Annotated in this window: 22 protein-coding genes, 1 tRNA gene and 1 other annotated feature; of the genes, 5 read left to right on the top strand and 18 right to left on the bottom strand. The window is 38.9% G+C overall.

What is annotated here, in order from left to right; genetic code table 11:
* The 3 genes from LKJ51_RS06275 to LKJ51_RS06265 form a co-directional block, all read right to left on the bottom strand.
* The coding region (locus LKJ51_RS06275; RefSeq protein WP_291980188.1) for a ribosomal-processing cysteine protease Prp at positions 1–311 on the bottom strand (311 nt) is incomplete at its 3' end.
* 14 nt (positions 312–325) lie between these two features.
* Positions 326–634 carry a 50S ribosomal protein L21 gene (rplU, locus tag LKJ51_RS06270; protein ID WP_291980187.1) on the bottom strand — a complete coding sequence of 103 codons (309 nt, stop codon included), beginning with the start codon at positions 632–634 and terminating at the stop codon, positions 326–328.
* A 16-nt stretch (positions 635–650) separates the two neighbouring features.
* Positions 651–721 (bottom strand) — a sequence feature (ribosomal protein L21 leader region).
* 164 nt (positions 722–885) lie between these two features.
* Positions 886–1533, bottom strand: a complete 648-nt coding sequence (locus tag LKJ51_RS06265) for a TetR/AcrR family transcriptional regulator (protein WP_291980186.1) — start codon at positions 1531–1533, stop codon at positions 886–888.
* Positions 1534–1715: 182 nt separating this feature from the next.
* Here LKJ51_RS06265 and LKJ51_RS06260 point away from each other — a divergent pair.
* Positions 1716–1789 (top strand) — tRNA-Arg (locus tag LKJ51_RS06260).
* 393 nt (positions 1790–2182) lie between these two features.
* The gene (locus LKJ51_RS06255; protein ID WP_291980185.1) at positions 2183–2326 is read left to right on the top strand and encodes a hypothetical protein; all 144 of its coding nucleotides are present in this window, start codon (positions 2183–2185) and stop codon (positions 2324–2326) included.
* 55 nt (positions 2327–2381) lie between these two features.
* Here the strand turns inward: LKJ51_RS06255 and LKJ51_RS06250 are convergent, their stop codons facing one another.
* Genes LKJ51_RS06250 through LKJ51_RS06240 form a run of 3 tightly spaced genes read right to left on the bottom strand, consistent with a single transcriptional unit; the run spans position 2382 to position 4750 of the window.
* Complete coding sequence (locus LKJ51_RS06250) at positions 2382–2906, bottom strand: hypothetical protein (protein ID WP_291980184.1); 525 nt, start codon at positions 2904–2906, stop codon at positions 2382–2384.
* Positions 2899–3876 (bottom strand): hypothetical protein, encoded by a 978-nt coding sequence (locus LKJ51_RS06245; protein ID WP_291980183.1) that lies wholly within the window; start codon positions 3874–3876, stop codon positions 2899–2901. The genes LKJ51_RS06250 and LKJ51_RS06245 overlap by 8 nt, the downstream gene beginning before the upstream one ends.
* Complete coding sequence (locus tag LKJ51_RS06240) at positions 3863–4750, bottom strand: exonuclease SbcC (protein ID WP_291980182.1); 888 nt, start codon at positions 4748–4750, stop codon at positions 3863–3865. Before LKJ51_RS06240 ends, LKJ51_RS06245 begins: the two co-directional genes overlap by 14 nt.
* A 211-nt stretch (positions 4751–4961) precedes the next feature.
* On the opposite strand from LKJ51_RS06240, the gene LKJ51_RS06235 reads away from it, so the two are divergent.
* Positions 4962–5087 carry a hypothetical protein gene (locus tag LKJ51_RS06235; RefSeq protein ID WP_259409229.1) on the top strand — a complete coding sequence of 42 codons (126 nt, stop codon included), beginning with the start codon at positions 4962–4964 and terminating at the stop codon, positions 5085–5087.
* 142 nt (positions 5088–5229) lie between these two features.
* On the opposite strand, the gene LKJ51_RS06230 is transcribed toward LKJ51_RS06235, so the two are convergent.
* From LKJ51_RS06230 to miaA, 4 genes are all read right to left on the bottom strand, one after another.
* The gene (locus LKJ51_RS06230; RefSeq protein WP_291980180.1) at positions 5230–6402 is read right to left on the bottom strand and encodes a pyridoxal phosphate-dependent aminotransferase; all 1173 of its coding nucleotides are present in this window, start codon (positions 6400–6402) and stop codon (positions 5230–5232) included.
* 141 nt (positions 6403–6543) lie between these two features.
* Entirely contained in the window at positions 6544–8046 is a 1503-nt protein-coding gene (gene gltX, locus LKJ51_RS06225) for a glutamate--tRNA ligase (protein ID WP_291980178.1), read from the bottom strand.
* A 163-nt stretch (positions 8047–8209) separates the two neighbouring features.
* Entirely contained in the window at positions 8210–9553 is a 1344-nt protein-coding gene (gene glnA, locus LKJ51_RS06220; RefSeq protein ID WP_291979759.1) for a type I glutamate--ammonia ligase, read from the bottom strand.
* A 233-nt stretch (positions 9554–9786) separates the two neighbouring features.
* Positions 9787–10710 (bottom strand): tRNA (adenosine(37)-N6)-dimethylallyltransferase MiaA, encoded by a 924-nt coding sequence (gene miaA, locus LKJ51_RS06215; RefSeq protein WP_291979758.1) that lies wholly within the window; start codon positions 10708–10710, stop codon positions 9787–9789.
* Positions 10711–10809: 99 nt separating this feature from the next.
* On the opposite strand from miaA, the gene LKJ51_RS06210 reads away from it, so the two are divergent.
* A complete protein-coding gene (locus LKJ51_RS06210) occupies positions 10810–10986 on the top strand; it encodes a DUF3042 family protein (RefSeq protein ID WP_291979757.1) in 177 nt (58 codons plus the stop codon).
* A 60-nt stretch (positions 10987–11046) separates the two neighbouring features.
* On the opposite strand, the gene LKJ51_RS06205 is transcribed toward LKJ51_RS06210, so the two are convergent.
* From LKJ51_RS06205 to LKJ51_RS06175, 7 genes are all read right to left on the bottom strand, one after another.
* Entirely contained in the window at positions 11047–11460 is a 414-nt protein-coding gene (locus LKJ51_RS06205) for a rhodanese-like domain-containing protein (RefSeq protein ID WP_291979756.1), read from the bottom strand.
* A gap of 24 nt (positions 11461–11484) precedes the next feature.
* Positions 11485–12447 (bottom strand): ROK family glucokinase, encoded by a 963-nt coding sequence (locus LKJ51_RS06200; protein WP_291979755.1) that lies wholly within the window; start codon positions 12445–12447, stop codon positions 11485–11487.
* Between the two features lie 26 nt (positions 12448–12473).
* Positions 12474–12710, bottom strand: a complete 237-nt coding sequence (locus LKJ51_RS06195; protein ID WP_291979754.1) for a YqgQ family protein — start codon at positions 12708–12710, stop codon at positions 12474–12476.
* Between the two features lie 6 nt (positions 12711–12716).
* On the bottom strand, positions 12717–13379 hold the full coding sequence (locus LKJ51_RS06190; protein WP_291980177.1) for a rhomboid family intramembrane serine protease: 663 nt from the start codon (positions 13377–13379) through the stop codon (positions 12717–12719).
* The gene (locus LKJ51_RS06185) at positions 13379–13936 is read right to left on the bottom strand and encodes a 5-formyltetrahydrofolate cyclo-ligase (protein WP_291979751.1); all 558 of its coding nucleotides are present in this window, start codon (positions 13934–13936) and stop codon (positions 13379–13381) included. The genes LKJ51_RS06190 and LKJ51_RS06185 overlap by 1 nt, the downstream gene beginning before the upstream one ends.
* A gap of 118 nt (positions 13937–14054) precedes the next feature.
* Positions 14055–14204, bottom strand: coding sequence for a 50S ribosomal protein L33 (rpmG, locus tag LKJ51_RS06180; RefSeq protein ID WP_047768829.1), 150 nt, complete (start codon positions 14202–14204; stop codon positions 14055–14057).
* A 138-nt stretch (positions 14205–14342) separates the two neighbouring features.
* Positions 14343–16424: a peptidoglycan D,D-transpeptidase FtsI family protein gene (locus tag LKJ51_RS06175; RefSeq protein WP_291979750.1), complete on the bottom strand. Its 2082-nt coding sequence runs from the start codon at positions 16422–16424 to the stop codon at positions 14343–14345.
* Between the two features lie 185 nt (positions 16425–16609).
* Here LKJ51_RS06175 and LKJ51_RS06170 point away from each other — a divergent pair, with 185 nt between their 5' ends.
* Positions 16610–19240, top strand: coding sequence for a YfhO family protein (locus LKJ51_RS06170; RefSeq protein WP_291979749.1), 2631 nt, complete (start codon positions 16610–16612; stop codon positions 19238–19240).
* Between the two features lie 65 nt (positions 19241–19305).
* On the opposite strand, the gene LKJ51_RS06165 is transcribed toward LKJ51_RS06170, so the two are convergent.
* Entirely contained in the window at positions 19306–19704 is a 399-nt protein-coding gene (locus tag LKJ51_RS06165; RefSeq protein WP_291979748.1) for a HesB/YadR/YfhF family protein, read from the bottom strand.
* Positions 19705–19838 lie beyond the last annotated feature (134 nt).

The following is a 19838-nucleotide window of genomic DNA, read 5'->3' as shown; positions in this document are numbered from 1 at the left end:
TTTAATTCAATGTTATGAGGGTAGCTTTCCGTGATGTCGTTCATTCCATTAAAGAATGTCCGCATAATAATCTGAGAATCATGACTCAGACTAATATTTGTAACTTTAAGAAAGCCACCATTATCATCATCACTATCAACCTTTGCCGGTGCCTTTGCAACCTGCATTAATGCGTTAATAGTAGATATTGATAGAGCAGAGACAGCAGCACAAACAATATCCTGACCATAGGGACCAGCATCTGCATGCCCCTGCATCTGAAAAGCGGTAATTTGGTGATCCGAATTCAAATTAAACGTTACCCGAATCATTATTTACCTCCAAATTAAGCATTGATCTTGTCAACAGTAACCTTAGTGTATGGTTGACGGTGACCTTGCTTAGTGTGGGTATGCTTCTTAGGCTTGTACTTGAAAGTAACAACCTTCTTTTCCTTGCCTTGCTTTTCAACAGTAGCTTCAACTGATGCACCATCAACTAATGGAGTACCGATCTTAGTGCTGTCACCACCGACAAAGACTACTTGATCAAAAGTAACCTTGTCGCCTTCCTTAGCATCAAGCTTTTCAACGTAGATGGATGAACCTTCTTCTACCTTGTATTGCTTGCCGCCAGTTACGATAATTGCGTACATAAATTTGTGCACCTCCTTAATTTCTAAGACTCGCCGAACCAAGCAGCACTATGCTTTTAACTTGGCAGCGTGCGGTTGTAGTTGTTGGTCACAAATACAACATATGCATATTATCAAAAAAGTCCCAGTTAGTCAAGAACAATATGCATGTAAAAAGGATTGTGGTATGGTTTCCAATTACTAAGTCGATACAGGATAAAAAAATGAGCTCCAATGCTCGGCAATCCAAACACTGGGGCCCAAATTTAGATTCATTCAATGTCTTGTAATGCTGGCTCGGTTTCATAACTAAAGAAGCCTAGTAGGGGAACATTATCAGAATCCAATTGTTCAAGCATCCTTCCAACGCTCTGAGTCATGTAGCGAGATGTATAAATCATTCCATCTTTTAACCAATGACTGATCAAGCCAAGAAGTGCTGAATCAATGAAGGAAATCTGCAAGTTTAGCGGAACTTTCGGCTTCTCTTCTGTTTCAGCTATCGCAACATAAAATTTTGACAACTGGTCAGATAACCGATTATAAAGCTGTTCGTAAAAGAAGTCATTTCGTTTGTTATTTAACAATACATCAAAAATATCAGCTTCACTTTCAATGTACTGAAACGCCTTCTGAAGTGAGAACACTTGCACCGTTTGCCCTTTAGAAAAACTGAGGTCCTCACTTTCTACCATTACTTGATCAAAGAACTCATCAAGAAGTTCATTCATTGCAGAACGAATAAAGTCCTTCTTATCTTTATAGTGAAGATAGAAAGTTCCTCGGGTGATGTTGGCGATTTCAGTAATTTTTTGAACACTGATGTCTTCTAACCTTTCTCTTCGCATCAAATAAACTAACGCTTTGCGAAGACTATTCCGGGTCTTCACCACACGTGGATCTGTCTTATTACTTGCCATAAGTCATCATCCCTTCGTTTTCAGCTTAAGTTCCCCTCGCTTTCGTACTTCTACTAATTTAAAGTATAATTTATGAAAACGCTTCCGTCAAAATATACAAACAATTATCCTATAAAAAAAGCAATATTAAGATGGAATCCATTGACAATTTAGTTGGTTAAATTATATACTAGTGTCTGTCTGAAACGGTAGCTCAACTGGATAGAGCATCGGTCTTCTAAACCGAGGGTTGAGGGTTCAAGTCCCTCTCGTTTCATTAAATATGCTGATATATCAGCGTTTATAACGCTCTTGATATCTTCAAACCTACTTTAAAAAATGGTATCTTCCGAATTACGGAAGGTACCATTTTTATATAATTGATCATTCATTTAACCACTACATTATGGCCAATAATTAATTATCATTTGATTACTTAACTATTTTTTGATATATGATTAATTCATCAAATCAATCTAACATAAGGCGCGAATTCTATTAGTGTCTGTATCTATCATTAACTAACAATTTTACCTTTTCTTGCTTATTCTTGAATCTACGAGATTTTAAACATTTAATAAAGATTCGGCTAATTTATTAGTTATTAATTGCAAAATAATGAAAAAGTCTAATAATTAAAAATAGAGAATGCTTTTTGAGGTGAATTATCATGTTACCATTCTTTGTTATTATCATAATTTTAATTGGTTCAGTTATTGGTCAAATTATGTTTGGTAATAAAAACACTGATGATGACCAAATGGCTGGAAAACATGTTGCTTCTCGTAACAGTTATAATAGTCGAAAAGCATGATCGTTTTCGATTCAACAAAAAAGACTGGCATTATAAAAATGTCAGTCTTTTTTTATTAATGACCCCATTTGGATCGTTGAGTTTTAATTAAATTCTTATATTTAGTAGTAATTTTCTCATCAGTAAAGCCTAAATCAATTAGCCCCCACTTTATTAGCAGGTGCCAAGCATGACGAAAACTTTCTTGACGATGATTATAGTAAGCATCACCAAGAAAATGCTTAATTGCTAAGTATTGTTTATTCTGTTCAGCAAGCTTTGTAGCTGGCTTACTTCGTTTAATCAATCCCCATTGTTTGTCATCCATCACAATTAAATGGGTCCACTGCTGTTTTGCGCTAAACAATAAGAATAACTCAATTGCCTTCAGGTAGTGCTGTTCGATTGACTCTGAATTATTTTCATTGTGTTCTAGAATATTGAACCAACCATCACCATCTGCAAGTTTAGCTAATTCTACATCTAAGGCAGTGAAGATTGTCTGTTTCCGTGCCTCAGGTCCAACTTCAAGTTCTTGTGCTTCATCAACATCAAGCTCTAGATCAATTACTTGATGGAGTAATGTTGTCCAATTAATCATCTTCCACCTCATCAGTTGATTCATTTTCATCTATTTGGTCATCAGCGAATATTAACGGATCCGACTTGACGGCCAACTCTTCACGATTACTTAAGTACCAATCACGAATAAGTTGATAATGTAATAATAAGTCAAAGAATGAAATTTGATTGTCTGGGTCATTAACTGAGAAGAACCATTGTTGACTATAATCATCGGGATCAAATGAAAGATCAAGGTTAACATCCCGATCTAACCGTAACTCAGCCCCATTATTTTTAGGTAAGTTAAATAACATGTAGTCAGTTTCTGCCGTAGAAACAAATAACCGATCAATTACGGTTAGAGATAATTCAGGTTGAGATAAATCATAGTGTTGTTGGTTACTTGTTCCAAGGATTCCTCGATCAATTACGAAGTCAAGATCGTCATGAAGTGCCTGCGCAAAAAGGAGTAGTGGCTTAATTGTTGAGCGCAAGTCTAAATCAGAATACTTCTTCAATCCTTTAACAATAAAGTAATTAATTAAGTTCTTGTTATTGAAGCGCAACATCTGATGCTCAATGTTTAAGGAGAAAAGCGGTTCGTTATCGTTCACATCCGTAAAACCAACATTTCCATCCTGATCCTTAACAAAATGGAAAAGAACTTTTTCACCTAACGAGGAAATCGTGGCATAGAAAAGATGACTTGTCGGATCCTCGGTAACATTCAATTCACTATTAGAATGCATTTCTAATAAGCGCACCATTAGCAACAAATAATAATCCGTCGTTTGGTAATGTTGCGGGAACTTAACAAAAGCGTCTTCTAAATCTAAATTAACTAAATCATTAACGGCTTCGAGAAGCTCATGTGCATCTTCTGTTTTGGCGAGCTTAGTTAACAGTTCAACATAATGCTGACCAATTTCTAGACCATGTTCAAATGAATGTGCCAGTGCACTAACCTGTTCAGATGGCCGATTTAACATTTGATTATTGTTCATCATCTGTCACCTGCTTTTCCTGGTAATCAGATAGGCTCTTTATATAACTAGCGTACAAATTCCGGTTGGCTAATTCAAAGTCTTCAAATGAGCCAAAAGTATCTAAAATACTCTTTTGCTCATAACTTAAAATTGTATTTTCCTTTGAAAGGGAAAGAACAACTTGTTCATTATCCTTGATTGTTTGGGCAGCTGTCCGTGACTCCTCCTCTTCCTCTTCCAACTTTTGGAGTGCATCAACCAAGTTTTGACGACTTTCCTTGTTCTTATTGCTTTCCCAAATACCGGAACGCGAGCTAACATTCTTTAATTGTTCCTGTAGTTTGGAACGCTTCTCCTCACGTTCTCGCTGATGATCGATCAGATCTTGTAGACGGTCATTTTCAGCCGAGATTTTATCGATCTTATCACTATTAAAACGCTTATTATCATGAGCAAGTTCAAACGTCTTCTTCAGCTTACCATATTCATCATCATTAAATAGGAAACGGATATTAAGGACATCAAGTTCACCGAATTGACGCCGATCCCACCAATTACCAAAGTAAATCCGGTAGTGACCCGTCTCGTATTCTTCATAGTAGAAGAATGGGTATTTTTTACCTAAATAGTTAATCAAATTTACACTCAGGAAATTACTCAAATAGTTGGTTATATCATCAACTAAACTCATCACTCCCTGATTATTAGGCTGTTGTTCACGATGCTCAATCTCTTTAGCATAGCGTTGGTTATCTAATAACTGATATATCTTTCGATCCTGATGTTCCTTCACTGCTTCTTCGATTTGATGTAAGAATGTTATTTTTTCGCTAATTCGTTGATTAATAATCCCACTCACATCATGGGCAGCCTGTTCATGTCCTGAATTTGCCATCGTACACCGCTCCTTATTTTAATAACTATTTTTTATCTTAATCGACTTGTCCGCAAATTTAAAGAACTTCATAAATTATTGAAGAGTTTCTTTACATTTAATTCCCATATGTTGATTTCAAAAAGAAAGAGACTATAATAAAATATATAGATAAAACACTTATGTGTAGTATCTATATTGTTGAAGCGTTTCGGAAAGAGGCGAAGTTTAAATGGCACTTAGTAAGCAAGAACGTAAGGAAATGGCTCGTAAAGCCATGGAAAAGCGTGGCAGCAAGAAACCAGATGGTTCTGGCTTTGCAAAGATTGATGCTGACGCCAAAAAGCTGAGCGATTAACTTTTTTTGAAGCAATTCACTCTTTATTCAAGAGGCTTATTCAAAGCCTCTTGAATTCTTTTTAAATGAAATTATGAAAATGACTTTCTCAAAAAGGAGGCCGTGAAAACAGGATGTTTTTCACGGCCTCCTTTGTTTCAGGCTATTTAAGACTGGTAATGTATTTTTCTAACCGGTCCATTCCCTCTTTAATTTGGTCCATGCTGGTTGCATAACTAAAGCGTAAGTAACCGTGACCACCTTTGCCAAAGTAGGAACCTGCTGTTACAGCAACCCGGGCATTCTTGACAAGATCATAAACGATTTTTGTATCATCTTGATCCAAATTTTCAGGAATCTTAGCAAAAATATAAAATGCCCCCATCGGTCGACTGCAATCAAATCCCATCGCCACCAGTCGCTTCTTCATATAGTCACGTCGCTCAACATACTTTTTGTCCATTTCCTTAGTTGCGCCTGTCCCACCTCTTAAGGCAGCTTCCGCAGCGTCTTGGCTAAAGGTAGCAACATCAGTCATCACAAAAGAATGAACCTTAAAGATTTCGTTTGTAATTGCTTCTGGCGCACAAAGGTAACCGATTCGCCAACCAGTCATTGCATAAGATTTTGAAAGACCATTTGTAAGAATTGTTTGTTCTGGTAATGCCCGTGCCATTGAAGCATAGCCACCGTCATAAATTAGTTCACTATAAATCTCATCACTAATCGCAAAAATTGGTTTCCCCTTAATTAGGTTAGCTAATGAATTCAACTCATCTTGCGTGTATGCAATTCCTGTTGGATTTGACGGGTTAACAAATACAATTCCCTTTACTCGTTCACCATACTGATCCAAATATGACTGCAATAACTCTGGAGTTAATTTGAAGTTCGTCTTAGAAGTATCGACCTCAATTGCTGTTCCACCAGCAATCACCGCATCAGGACTGTAGATTGAGAAAGTCGGTGTAGGTACTAAGATAACATCCCCAGGATTAGTAATCGCCGTAATTGCTGAATAAACGGCTTCCGTAACCCCATTGGTAATTAGGATCTCGGTCTTTGGATTATAATGGAGATCATAATTTTTTGCCAAGAAATCAGAAACCGCCTGAAGGAGTCCAGTCGTTCCCCGTTGTGGTGCATAATGAGTCCGGTTACTCTTAATGCTCTGAATAGCCGCGTCCTTAATATACTCTGGGGTATTAAAATCAGGCTCCCCAATTGTAAATTTAATCACATCATCAAATTGCGAAGCATAATTACTAAATTCAAAAATCTTTAATTTAGGTACATCATTTAAAGATTTTCGCATATATTGCTTCATTTCAACCATTTTTATCAACCTCGTTTATAATTTATCTTCTTTTATTAGAGTAAGTCTTTTGCTCAATAATGGTCAAGTTGATTAATTAAAATTTAAAAATAAAAAGCCGGCAATTAACTTTACCGACTTTCTATTTAATTAAACTATATCTTATGCTTGAAGAGCATCAATCATCCGCTTAAGCAATTCAATATCAGTATCACGAGAGTAAATATCCATGATCTCATAAATTTGTGGAGCAGATGTTGAACCAGTAAATGCGAGGTTAAGTGGGAAGTATAGGCCACGACCCTTAATTCCAGTAGCCTTACCAACTTCCTTAATTGCTTGATTGTAATCATCCGCACCGTTTTCCAGTTTTTCTTTTAATCCTGTTAGAACGGCCAAGACATCACTGTTAGCAAAGTCCTCATTATCCTTGATCAAGTCGTAGTTGAAGTGTGCATTAAGGACATTGTAGTAGTCCCAAACATATTCGATTACTTCAAGCAACTTGTTAACGTCACGTTGGTGAACATGGATTGTCTTCTTAATTAAGTCCTTAAGTTGATCTTCTGGAATTGATTGAAGTCGTTGAGCTTCTTCAGTTTCGCCTTCTTTTACTAATTCCATTGTCCGGTCAGTTAATTCATCAACAGACATGCTCTTAATATATTGAGCATTCATCCAGTCTAACTTCTTTTGGTCGAAGTAAGCTGGAGCCTTTGACATCCGATTTGGATCGTAAACCTTAATTAATTCATCCTTAGAATAAATTTCCCGTTCGCCAACTGGTGACCAGCCTAAGAATGCAATGAAGTTAAAGATTGCTTCATGAAGGTAACCATGCTTCTTGTATTCACTAATGAATTGCAAGGTGTCCTTATCACGCTTACTTAACTTCTTCCGGGTCTTAGGGTTAAAGATCAATGGAATGTGGCAGAATGTTGGGTGTTCCCAGCCTAATGCCTCATAAATCGCAATTTGCTTAGGAGTGTTAGAAATATGGTCGGCCCCACGTAAAACATGAGTAATATCCATACTATGATCATCCACAACTACCGCAAAGTTGTAGGTTGGCATTCCATCACTCTTTTCAATGATGAAATCACCACCAAGGTTATCAGAGTTAAAGGAAACGTGACCACGAGCAATATCGTCCCATTCATAATCATGGTTCTTTGGGAAGTGGAAGCGGATAGTTGGCTTCAAGCCCTTAGCTTCAGCAGCCTTTTGTTCCTCTTCACTCTTACCGTACCAACGACCATCGTAGTGTGGTGCTTCGTTGTTAGCCCGTTGACGTTCTCGCATTTCTGCTAGTTCCTCTTCAGTTGAGTAGTCCTTGTAGGCTAGCCCCTTATCAAGCAATTCTTGAATATACTTGTGGTAAATCCCTTGCTTATTCCGTTCACTTTGACGGTATGGAGCATACTTTGGATTTGGCTTGTTAGGACCTTCATCCCAGTCAATTCCTAACCAATGTAAATTCTCCCGTTGGCTTGCTTCACCGTCTTTAACGTTCCGCTTGGTATCAGTATCTTCAATCCGTAATACCATTGTGCCGTTAAAGTGACGAGCAAATAAATAATTAAAAAGGGCTGACTGCGCGTTACCAATATGTAAGAAACCTGTTGGACTTGGTGCGTAGCGAACTCTGACCTTCTTGTCATCCATGTTTGCGATTCTCCTTTATATCTGTTTCACGAAATAATTCGTGACTGCAACATGTTTAATTGTATCGGAATGTTGCTATTTGTCAATTTCATTCAAGCACAGATAATAAGGGACTGCAAGTGTTGACACCTGGTCCCCTATTACTTTGCTATTTAACTTTAATTTAATATTGTTCCATGTACCGTTGACGTTCCCAATCAGAAACATGAGCACGATAAGCATCGTATTCACGAGTCTTGGCTTCTTCAAAACTTTGGTAAAGGTGTTCACCCATTGAGCCTTTAATCACATCATCCTCAGCGAGATCCTTCAAGGCACTGTGAAGTGTATCAGGCAAGTTAACAATTCCTTTATCTTTTCGTTCCTTAGTAGTCATATCATAGATGTTCTCGTCAACATTATGAACGGGTGGCAAATTATTCCGTAAGCCATCAAGTCCTGCTTCTAGAACTGCAGCAATTGCTAAGTACGGGTTAGCAGCTGGGTCAGCAGAGCGAAGTTCAAGACGAGTTCCCATCCCACGATCATTTGGAATCCGTACCAATGGTGAACGGTTAGAAGTTGACCAGGCAACGTATACTGGTGCTTCATATCCTGGGACGAGCCGCTTGTATGAGTTAACGATTGGGTTAACAATTGCAGTGTAACTCCGAGCGTGCTTCATTAAACCGCCCAAGAAATGGTAAGCCGTTTCTGATAATTGATTCTTATCATCCTTATCAAAGAATGCATTCTTACCATCTTGAGTAAAGAGTGACATGTTAAGGTGCATACCAGAACCGTTAATTCCTGATAATGGCTTAGGCATGAAGGTCGCATGAAGGCCATACTTCTTAGCGATTGTTTTAACCACTAATTTAAATGTCTGAATATTGTCAGCTGCTTCAAGTGCATCAGAGTATTTAAAGTCAACTTCGTGTTGTCCTGGAGCAACTTCGTGGTGAGCAGCTTCGACATCAAAGCCCATCTTTTCTAATGCAAGAACTATATCACGACGGCAATCTTCACCAACGTCAGCTGGTTCCATATCAAAATAATTCTCGGCGTCGTTAACCTTGGTGGTTGGGTTACCATTTTCATCGGTCTTAAAAAGGAAGAATTCTGGTTCAGGGCCAATATTAAATGACTTGAAGCCCATCTTTTGCATATCCATCAATACTCGTTTGAGGTTATTCCGTGGGTCACCTGAGAATGGTGTTCCATCAGTCATATGAACGCTGCAAACTACTCGAGCAACCTTCCCATGACTAGCTCCCCAAGGGAAAACCAGCCAAGTTGACATGTCCGGGTAAAGGTACATATCACTTTCCTCAATCCGGACAAAGCCATCAATTGAGGAACCATCAAACATAATCTTATTATCCATCAACTTATCAAGCTGACTAACCGGCAAGTCAACACTTTTAATTGTTCCTAGTAAATCAGTGAACATAACCCGTAAGAAGCGAATGTCCTCATCCTTCACCATTTGACGAACTTCATCCTTGGTATATAAATGTCTAGCCATAAATTCATTCCCTTTCCTGAAGATACCTTACTGACATGGTTTACTTAATAAAATAAAGTATTAAATTTTACCTTTAACTAGCACTAGTTACGATCTATAACTTAGACCAACTAGCAATATTCCATTGAATAAACCTGTTCCTTTAGTACTGCTTAAGGATACCAATTGATAATCATTAAGTCAATTTACTGGAAGCGTTTTAACCTGATCATAACTAATTTGTTGCTCCGGCTTTACTTTTTTAACCACCCATCAATAAATTCTTTAATTTCATTAGTATTGTTTTGCCCACTTACTAAATCAAACCAATGGACATCCATCTTATTCCTGAACCAGGTTAACTGACGTTTTGCATAATGTCGTGAATCCTGTTTAATTTTTGCTACGGCATCTTCAAGTGAACATTTGCCAGCAAAATAAGGGAATAACTCATGATAACCGATCCCCTTTCCAGCAGGCAAATCAATGCCACCCTTGTCGTACAGCCACTTAGCCTCTTCCAGCAATCCAGAATCGATCATTATGTCAACTCGGCGATTAATTCTGTCATACAATACTTGACGATCCGTGGTAAGACCAATTAATAAGAAATCATCCATTGCTTGTGATTGCTGCTGTTGTGAAAATAGCTGACCATTTTCATCAATCACTTCCAGCGCCCGAATTACCCTTCTGGAATTATTCTCAGGAATTGCACTTGCTGCTTTAGGATCCTTGCTTTCAAGCTGTTCCCATACATAATGCGGACCACGTTCTTCCAGAACTTGTTGCCAATGTTGACGAAACTTTTCAGATCGCTGGTTATCCTGGTTACCACCAAGAGCCAGGTTGTTTGTTAATGACTGTAAATAAAAACCAGTACCGCCAACGATCAACGGTAATTGATGGGCACTACTAATCTTTTGGATCCACGAATTAGCCTCATTTTTAAATTTAGCTACGGAATATTGCTCATCCACGTCACAAATATCAATCAAATGGTGAGGAATCCCTGCCATTTCTTCCGGGGTTACCTTAGCAGTTCCAATATCTAAATGACGGTATACCTGCATTGAATCGCCTGAGATTATTTCACCATTAAGCGCTGTTGCTAATTTAATTGATAAACTAGTCTTGCCAACCGCAGTCGGGCCAACAATTGCTACTACTTTAGACATTTTTTATCTCCTTAAACTAAATTTTGATCCTTCTCACTGGTAAAAAGCCGCTAAGTCCTTCATAATAGAGGTAACATAGTAAAAAGAGGAGGCTATATTATGAAGAACTTTGCTAAGGGTGTTTTAATCGGTACATTTGGTACTTTGGCTGCAATTGCTAGTGGAGCATTCACGTTCCACAAGACCGTTGTTAAACCAATCGAAGACCAAGAAGAAAAATTTGATGAGAACCGGCGAGCAGCCACACGAAAGAGTCGCTCAGCTCACCAAGCTTAATCAATTACTATTATAAATAAAAAAGAACGAGGAAAAAATATTTCCTCGTTCTTTTTTATACTAGTATTTAGACTTCTTGGTCTTCCCTTTCCAGCCATTGTAACCACCCTTAAGGATGTACAACTGCTTATAGCCATGCTTAGCAAGGAATACAGCTGCTTGTGTACTAATAGCGATTCCCTGATCATACATGTAAACGGGAATATCTGGTCGTAATTCACCGTATTGTTGTTTGATATAAACATATGGTAAGTTACGTGCTCCTAGGATATGGCCCTTCTTAAAGTCATTTGGTTGACGTAGATCAATTACTTGTGCTTTCCGCATTCCCTTATGAAATGCTTCACCATCTAAAACTGTTGCATACTTCTTTCGCCGATAATATTGGAAAAGCCAAGACAATCCCCAGGCAATTAAAAGAACAACAATAACAATATTAAAGGTTAATAACCCACTACTAACTGCAAGAATCACGGTAACGCTCCCTCACTTATTAAATTACATAAATTGTCGTGCTAAGGAAGCGGCACCAATAACCCCAGCATCATTACCAAGTTCGGCCAATTTTAGTTGAGTTGAAGTCCGAACTGTTGGGAATGCAAATTTCTTAAAGTTTTCATTAACCCGCTTCAAAAGGAAGTCACCAGCAGCTGAAACACCACCACCGATAACTAAGTATTCAGGGTTAAGAGCATTACTCAAGTTAGCAGAAGCTAATCCCAAGTAAAATGCAACTTCATCAACAACGGTGTTTGCCAAATAGTCATTTTGCTTTGCCAAATCAAAGACAATCTTAGCGGTAATTTCATCACCATTATCAATCATTGCCTTCAAACGACTGTCACCTTCGTATTCTTCAGCCTTATCTTGGGCAATGTGAACGATTCCTGTAGCGGATGCGTATTGTTCAAGACAACCATGGTTTCCACAAGTACAAAGGTAACCATCTGGCTTTACGATCATATGACCAACTTCACCACCGGCACCAACCATTCCGTGAACCAGGCGACCATTGGAGATTAATCCACCCCCAACACCGGTACCGAGAGTAATAAAGGCAACATCATCACCTTCGTTACCAGCACCCTTCCAGCGTTCACCTAATGCGGCCACGTTAGCATCATTATCAAGTGCAAACTTCATTCCGGTGCCTTCTTCAATCTGTTCCTTAACGTTTTGGGTTGTCTTCCAGTTAAGGTTGTATGCACCGACAACAGTACCCTTATCACGATCAATCGTTCCTGGAGTTCCCATTCCAATCCCGATAAATTGATCATGATCCATCTTATAAAGGTCAAGGTGGTGATTAATGGAATCAATAATATCAGGAACAATGTGTGAACCATCATCTAAAATATTAGTCCGTAAAGACCACTTTTGTTGGATCTCACCATTCTCAGTTAAAATTGCAAACTTAATAGTAGTTCCACCAAGATCAACACCAATTAATTTTTTAGCCATTTTCTCATTTCCTTTCACTTAACGTCTTAAATTGCTGTTCCGTTTTTTTCACGTTGTTCTTCTTCACGATGTTCTTTCCGAAGAACAATTTTTGCTTTCATGTAGGTCTGACTATCCACAACACCAGCCTGGTATAAGTGGTCTAGCTCGATCGCAACTAACTCAATATCATATAATCGCTTGCCAACATAAACATAAACATTGAATTCCTTTAGTAACTGCTGGACATCATACAAAGTCCGATATTCACGCGGCCTTGTCAATTTAAATCACCTACCAATTGCAATAATCATAGCAATAATGCCAAAGAATAATATCACACTGCCAATCAGTCGCTTAAGGAAGTGAACATGACCGACAAACGGTGCACCGACAACATATGATACTAAGAATCCACCTAAAAGGCCACCAATATGACCAGCTAAGTCAACCCCTGGAAGGAATAAATCCATTACAATATTGATCCCCACCAAGATAAGGAATTGACGACTCAGATCCTGGATCAGCTGGTTATCATGAAACGATTCACCAAGCATTAAAAATGCCCCAAAGAGACCAAACAACGCTGTACTAGCCCCCGCAGAAATTGTATTTGGTAAAAAGTAGGCACTAGCCAGGTTTCCCGTAAAGGCACTAACAAGATAGATTACCAACATCCGCCAGTGGCTGAATAGTTCCTCAATATACATTCCCAAAAAGTAAAGGGTGATGCTATTAATAATCAGGTGGGCAATCCCAATATGAAGGAATACCGGGGTAATTAATCGCCACCATTGTCCCGCACGTATTAGTGGCGTTACTCGAGCACCACATTCTACAAGGATCGCCGAATTTGTAGAGCCACCCAATAATGTCATTATAATAAATGCAACGACTTGAATAATCAAGAGGACGGTTGTTACCGGAGCTCTTCGCCAAATATGATCTCTCATTAATCAGTCTCCGGTAAGAAGAGGACTTTATTAACACGCCGATCATATTGATCACTTTCCCATTCATTTTCACCTGCAAGCTGTGTTGTAAATGATAACGAAATGGTACTACCGTTATACTTGTCCAAATAACGATCATAGTAGCCACCGCCAAAACCGATCCGGCGTCCAGATGGGGTAAACGCAACTCCAGGGACGATCATTAGATCAATCTCATCAGGTTGGTACACTTTACCATTTTGTGGTTCTAGTATTCCAAAAGTCGTCTCACTAAACTCAGTATCTTCATTCAACGCAACAAATTCCATTTGATGATTTGGCAAGGTCCGTGGGACAACAATTTGGCGATTTTCATGACGAGCATGAAGAATAATTGGCGAAGTATCCAATTCTAAGGATTGACTTAACGTTGTTGCAATCACCTTTGCGTCCATCCACTCTTGCTGATCGAATAGCATTGAAGTTAATCTTTTTTCCTCATGTAAACGCGTATTAAGATCAAGTTGTTGCAATCGAGCAATATATGCCTGGCGCAACTCCTGCTTTGAATACGTCATTATCCTACAATCTCTCCTTTTAAACGTTTTCAGTCTATAATTATCACAGCTCACCAGGATTTATGCAAGCGTTTTTTCACTAAGTAATAAAAAAGGCACCTAACCAGGTGCTTTTTTATTACTTAGTTTCACGGTGTAAGGTAACCTTACGTTCCCGAGGACAGTACTTGTTTAATTCAAGACGGTCGGGATTGTGACGACGGTTCTTACTAGTTAAGTAAGTCCGTTCGTGGCATGATGTGCATTCAAGAGTAATGTTGACACGCATTGTCATGACCTCCTATTTTTTTATTTTATTTAACGTGGCTATTAACCCTAACTCGTACAACTATATCATTAATTAATCGTTTTGACCAGTCTTTTGTAATAATTGTTAAGGAAAATTACTTGACAGTCTCTACAATCACTAATCATTCGTAGTACTCTTAGAATCCTGAACCATCTTCCAGTAAGCACTGAAAATTTGTTTAGCCATATTCAAATTGGCACCACCATTTTCGTTTGTTACCCCAGGAATTGCAAGAGCAACAACTACTTGCGGATTCTTGGAAGGTGAATAACCAGCAAAACTAATGGTAGACGTTTGGTGACCATTTGTGACGGTTTCGGCAGTACCGGTCTTACCAGAAATTGATGGTTTAGCGCTACCTAATGACTTCGCGGTTACGTAGCTGTTGGTCCCGTGTGTAACCAAATATAGACCCTGACGAATTAAATCAAAATCTTCTTTTGAAGCAGGAATCGTGAACTGTACTTGGGGTTGCGTAGTGGATACAACTCGACCTAGCTTACCATTTGACTTACTTCCACGAATTTCCTTTACCACATATGGCCGCATCCGGTTTCCACCATTGGCAATCGTTGACATGTACTGTGCAAGTTGAATAACAGTGTAACCATCATAGTTCCCGTATGCCAAGTCCAGTGCAGAACCAATATGTTTCTGGGTAGATGGCCCGTTATAACCGGCAGTTTCACCAGGCAAATCAATTCCGGTCTTTTGTCCTAAGCCAAACATGTTGAAGTATTGTCGTTCCTTAGCGAAGATGCTTGGCTTTAACGTTAGCTGAGCGCCAGGCTTATAATTCATCCCTCCCTCTTTCATGATTAACTGCATCATGTAAGAGTTTGATGAAACTTCCAGAGCCATTGGAGCACTTAATGCCATGTTGGCTGATCCAGTCTTGTTAAACCAAGAACTCTTCGTTGAGGTTCCGGCAACTTTGATTGGTTGATCGGTCAATGTATTATCTGATGGCGTAATAACACCACTCATCAGCCCACCCATAATTGTGGCACCCTTAACTACGGAACCCATTGTTATTGGGTGGTTAATTGCACCAATTTCATCAACGGTCTGTTTCCCTGTCTTAATATTCCGGTCAATCCCTGCCATTGCATAAATTGCACCCGTGTGCGGATTCATGACGACAGCATAAACACCTGATGAATACGAAATCCCTGCAGAAGAATAATTCTGTTCTAGGATCTGTTGAACACGTTTCTGGAACTTCGCATTGATTGTCAGAACAAGGTTATCACCCTTTTTCCCAGGATACTTAACCGTTTCATCAGTTACCTTGTTTCCCCGAGTAGTTACTTGGGTCTGCGACTTAGAACCGGCTAAAGTTCCTTGGAACATCTTCTCCAAGTAACTCTGACCAACACTATCACTTCTTGAATAACCTTGAGAAAGAAGGCTGTTAACCTGATCACTAGGCAAACCAGTAGTTGAAACTGTCCCGGTTAATGATTGGAAATTCTTTCCCTGTGGGTAGTTTCGAGTCCAGGCAGTCCCAATTTTAACACCAGGCATTTGGTTCAAGTGCTCACCAACTTCGGCAAGTTCTCTACTAGTAACACCCGATTTTTTAATGTAAGTTGTTGATAATGAATAAGCCCCCGTCATTGCAGCGTAAATCCGCGCGTTACTCTTCTCATGACTCGACAAGTGCCATTCAGAAGGGTGACTCTTTAGATACTTCAGTGCGGCATCATACTGATCATCATCACTTGCATCCTTAGAAAGGTTAAGTTTTTTAACGATTCGTTTAAGGTTATCCTTATTTGCTAAGTAATAATCTTGTTCGTTACGGTCGGTTAAACGAGTATCGCTATTACTTACAGTAATATATTTACCTAACCGATTTGCTATTTTGTAAAGCTGATCAGCCGTCACATCGGAACTCTTGGTATATGTAATCGCTTGGTGAGTTTGGTTACCAACAATTACTCGGCCACGACTGTCATAAATCATTCCTCGCTGAACATTATTGGTCTGAATAGTCGTGTCGGACCGCTTAACTTCGGCTTTATATGATGAGCCATTAAGAACCTGCAAGTAGAATAAACGACCAGCAAGCATCAGAAGCAGTATTCCAACGATCCAAAGCAATAAGTTCAACCGTGATGGAATTATTGATTGAGCATTTTTATGTTTACCATGATTTGAACTGAAATAGTTCGTAATTCGATCAAAAAACTTCACAGTATTAAACTTCTCCTTTTACCGTGATGAATTCTATTGTAGCAAATTTTACTCCATTTAACATTTAAAGCTAACTTACCAAGAAGCATCATACACTTTATTTGAGCAAAAATGAACACACAATCTATTAAATCACCGAAACTTAACAGAACCTTCATATTCATGAGCAGTCAATTCGGTATATAATGACAGAGATATTTTATTTAGGAGGACATTTTGTGCAGTTTCGTTCTCAACTAAAAAAACAACATATTTTACTAATTAGCTTTCTTCTTCCCGTAATAATAATGGGAAGTTATTTTGCTTACCGAGGAATGGCTCCTTTCGGAAATAGCAGTTTACTGACGGTTGATCTTGGTCAACAATACATTGATTTCTTTGCTTACTTTAGGCGAACCCTGCTTCATAACCCAAGTGAGTTCATTTACTCTTTTAGCAAGGGACTTGGCGGTGAAATGTGGGGAACCAATGCATATTACCTTTGGAGTCCCCTTAATCTAATTTTACTTTTCTTTCCGGCAGCACATCTCACTACTGGTGTTTTAGTACTGACACTTTTGAAATACGGCCTTTCGGGGCTTTCATTTGCATGGTTGCTAACTAAGAACAAACTCCAATCTGGCAGCCGTATTTTTGCTTTCAGTACTGCTTATGCCCTCAACGGCTGGATCATTGCCAACCAGCTAAACCTTCTCTGGTTAGACGCAATGATTATATTACCGTTAGTCATTTGGGGACTTCATCAGGTAGTCTTCGCTCATCGATATTCCTGTTATATTTGTTGGCTCGCGGTAATGATCATCGATAACTACTATATGGCATGGATGATTTGTATCTTTACAATTCTCGTGTTTATCTGGTCACTTCCGCTGCTTAATAATTGGCAATCTCGTTTACAGGCATTCGGTCGTTACCTCCTTTCTTCATTAATTGCGGCTGGTATTAGCTGTATTGTCCTTCTACCGACCATCTATGCACTTCTTCAAAGTAAGGGAACTTACACCAACAATCACATTCTCAGTCGTTTTGAATATAATCCACTAAAACTTTTAGGCAAACTTGTCCCTGGATCATTTAATTTCAACCAAATGCCTAGTGGTCAAGCAAATATTTATGTTGGTATGCTAATGATGTTTGGCTTAGTTTTGTATTTTTTAAACCAGAAAATTAATCTAGGCCAAAGGATCATTGCTTTTGTCATTACCCTCTTTTTAATTCTTTCATTTTGTTATGAACCACTGGATCTTCTTTGGCATATCGGGCAGTTTCCCGTTTGGTACCCTTCAAGATTTTCCTTTATCTTTTGTTTTTGGGTAATTCTATTGGCAGCTACCTGTCTCCAAAGGAACTTTCAGCCAAGTAAATGGGAGCTTGCCATTCTCCTTATAATAACAATTGCAGTCTTTACCTATGTGGAAACATTAACCGTTTCTTATATTAATAATAACCAGAAGCTGATCGGACTTGGACTTGCGATTGTCAGCATTATTTTCTTAGGGATTCCTCATTCCGCGTCCCCAGTCATGAATGATCTTTTATTGGTACTAATCGCAGTTTGTGATGTTTCTACTAGTGCATATACTGCTTTGAACCAGATCTCTTATGTTAGTCAATCAGAATTTGGTGAGTATACTACAGCCCTCAATAGTGCAACTTCCAAGGTAAAGCGGCCAAATTGCGACTTTTATCGGGTCGCCAAAACATTTATGCGGACAAAGGATGACCCACTTCAAAGTGGCTTCTATGGAGCTGACCACTTTAGTTCAACAATTGTTCCAAGTCTCCCTAATTTTATGGGTTCAATCGGTCAACCAGCGGGGGATGGATTTGTTTCATACGACAACGGAACTCAAGTTAGCGATTCATTACTCGGCTTCCGCTATACTATGTCGGTTATTGACCCTAACCGTTCTAAACCCTTCTTGCCATTATCTGGCTACCGTCCGGATTGGAATACCAAGGAACCGGTGGCAGTAACCAACAACATTGGGATTCGAAAGAATTCAGCTGCCCTTCCAATCGCATTCGGGGCAAATTCACGAATTCTTAAATTAAAACATGATACTTATGATCCAACGGCATATCAGTCTGAGATTTATCAGGCACTAGCAAACTCACCACAACCGTTATTTAATATTCAGAACTTCAATCAGGTTGATTTTCAAAATGTTCAAAGTGCTGAACAAATTACCGGTACCACCTTCCAGAAAGAACACCGTAATGAGGCAGCAACGATTAAACTAGAATTTATTCCAACTAGCAATGATTCATACTACCTAACTCTCGGTCCAGATGTTAAAAATGATGCATCGATCACCGTCAACAATCGGCATTTTGCCCAATATCCGACATACAGGGATACGGTTATTATGAACGTTGCCCATAACCAAAAAGGACAAAAGGTTACGATTACTTTCCACCTTAAAAAGTCAACACTCTGGATGCAAAATGTTAGTCTCTACCGTCTTAATCAGCAGGCGTTCAACCGTGATCTTAAGGCTCTTCAACGCTCACCATTAAAGCTTACCCGTTCAAGTTCAACGACTCTTGAAGGAACGGTAAATATCAAGAAAGATCAAGGTGTGTTAATGACAACAATTCCTTATGCTCGTGGTTGGCATGCAAAGATTGATGGTCATCCGGTAAAAGGACAAAAAGCCATCGGAACATTCTTGGCATTAAAAATTAAACCAGGAACACACCATATAACGCTCCATTATCGCCCACCATATCTGATTACAGGATTAATCATCAGTATCATTAGCCTATTATCAGCGGTTACCCTAATTAAATTGAATAATAATTATAGAAGGTAACCCAAAATAAAATGGGCGGCAGAGAAAAAGCATCTTGCTTTTCTCTGCCGCCCATTTTATTTTTCCTATTTCCATTGTGCCGAAGCCCCTGTTGAGGCATCAGCTTTACTATCAGCGTGATCGTCTGAATCCTTGCTTAAACCAGCAACGTCTGGTGTCGAATCACCATCTTCATGCTTGAAGTGGAACACAGGGCCATCAGATTTAGGATCATAGTCAACCGTCATAATTAATCCCTTAAAGAACCACTCATCAAGATTATCAATATGGTAGTTAATATTATCCTTTTTCACTTCTAAAATAGGTGAAACCGGAATATCTTCACGGGTAAAGCCTTGTGAAAAACCATGGTGGACCTCAGTCGATCCATAGGTTTTACCATAAAACTTTACGCCACCACCATTTTCCAATCCCAGTGCATCCTTAAACCAATCATTAGCTGCATCGGTGATAATCATTTTCATATATTTCACGTCCCTCACTTATCATATCTTATGATAGCACTTTCATGGCTCTACGTCAAGTAGTGTTGATCAGAAAATTTTCGCTTTACATTGTAAAATTGGTCTAAAGGAATCATCTATGAGGATGGTTCCTT

This window comes from Limosilactobacillus sp. (genome assembly GCF_022651205.1).
Lineage (GTDB): Bacteria > Bacillota > Bacilli > Lactobacillales > Lactobacillaceae > Limosilactobacillus.
Note: the sequence above shows the minus strand (reverse complement) of the source record. Positions and strands in the feature narration are given on the sequence as shown.

Bases quoted from the DNA above. Each gene is read 5' to 3' on its own strand.
- LKJ51_RS06230 (WP_291980180.1), bottom strand. From the start codon at position 6,402: ATGGTTGAAATGAAGCAATATATGCGAAAATCTTTAAATGATGTACCT.
- rpmG (WP_047768829.1), bottom strand. From the start codon at position 14,204: ATGCGTGTCAACATTACTCTTGAATGCACATCATGCCACGAACGGACT.
- gltX (WP_291980178.1), bottom strand. From the start codon at position 8,046: ATGGATGACAAGAAGGTCAGAGTTCGCTACGCACCAAGTCCAACAGGT.
- LKJ51_RS06165 (WP_291979748.1), bottom strand. From the start codon at position 19,704: ATGAAAATGATTATCACCGATGCAGCTAATGATTGGTTTAAGGATGCA.
- LKJ51_RS06250 (WP_291980184.1), bottom strand. From the start codon at position 2,906: ATGATTAATTGGACAACATTACTCCATCAAGTAATTGATCTAGAGCTT.
- LKJ51_RS06210 (WP_291979757.1), top strand. From the start codon at position 10,810: ATGAAGAACTTTGCTAAGGGTGTTTTAATCGGTACATTTGGTACTTTG.
- glnA (WP_291979759.1), bottom strand. From the start codon at position 9,553: ATGGCTAGACATTTATATACCAAGGATGAAGTTCGTCAAATGGTGAAG.
- LKJ51_RS06265 (WP_291980186.1), bottom strand. From the start codon at position 1,533: ATGGCAAGTAATAAGACAGATCCACGTGTGGTGAAGACCCGGAATAGT.
- LKJ51_RS06200 (WP_291979755.1), bottom strand. From the start codon at position 12,447: ATGGCTAAAAAATTAATTGGTGTTGATCTTGGTGGAACTACTATTAAG.
- rplU (WP_291980187.1), bottom strand. From the start codon at position 634: ATGTACGCAATTATCGTAACTGGCGGCAAGCAATACAAGGTAGAAGAA.
- LKJ51_RS06170 (WP_291979749.1), top strand. From the start codon at position 16,610: ATGACAGAGATATTTTATTTAGGAGGACATTTTGTGCAGTTTCGTTCT.
- LKJ51_RS06235 (WP_259409229.1), top strand. From the start codon at position 4,962: ATGGCACTTAGTAAGCAAGAACGTAAGGAAATGGCTCGTAAAGCCATG.
- miaA (WP_291979758.1), bottom strand. From the start codon at position 10,710: ATGTCTAAAGTAGTAGCAATTGTTGGCCCGACTGCGGTTGGCAAGACT.
- LKJ51_RS06240 (WP_291980182.1), bottom strand. From the start codon at position 4,750: ATGGCAAATTCAGGACATGAACAGGCTGCCCATGATGTGAGTGGGATT.
- LKJ51_RS06185 (WP_291979751.1), bottom strand. From the start codon at position 13,936: ATGACGTATTCAAAGCAGGAGTTGCGCCAGGCATATATTGCTCGATTG.
- LKJ51_RS06190 (WP_291980177.1), bottom strand. From the start codon at position 13,379: ATGAGAGATCATATTTGGCGAAGAGCTCCGGTAACAACCGTCCTCTTG.
- LKJ51_RS06245 (WP_291980183.1), bottom strand. From the start codon at position 3,876: ATGATGAACAATAATCAAATGTTAAATCGGCCATCTGAACAGGTTAGT.
- LKJ51_RS06255 (WP_291980185.1), top strand. From the start codon at position 2,183: ATGTTACCATTCTTTGTTATTATCATAATTTTAATTGGTTCAGTTATT.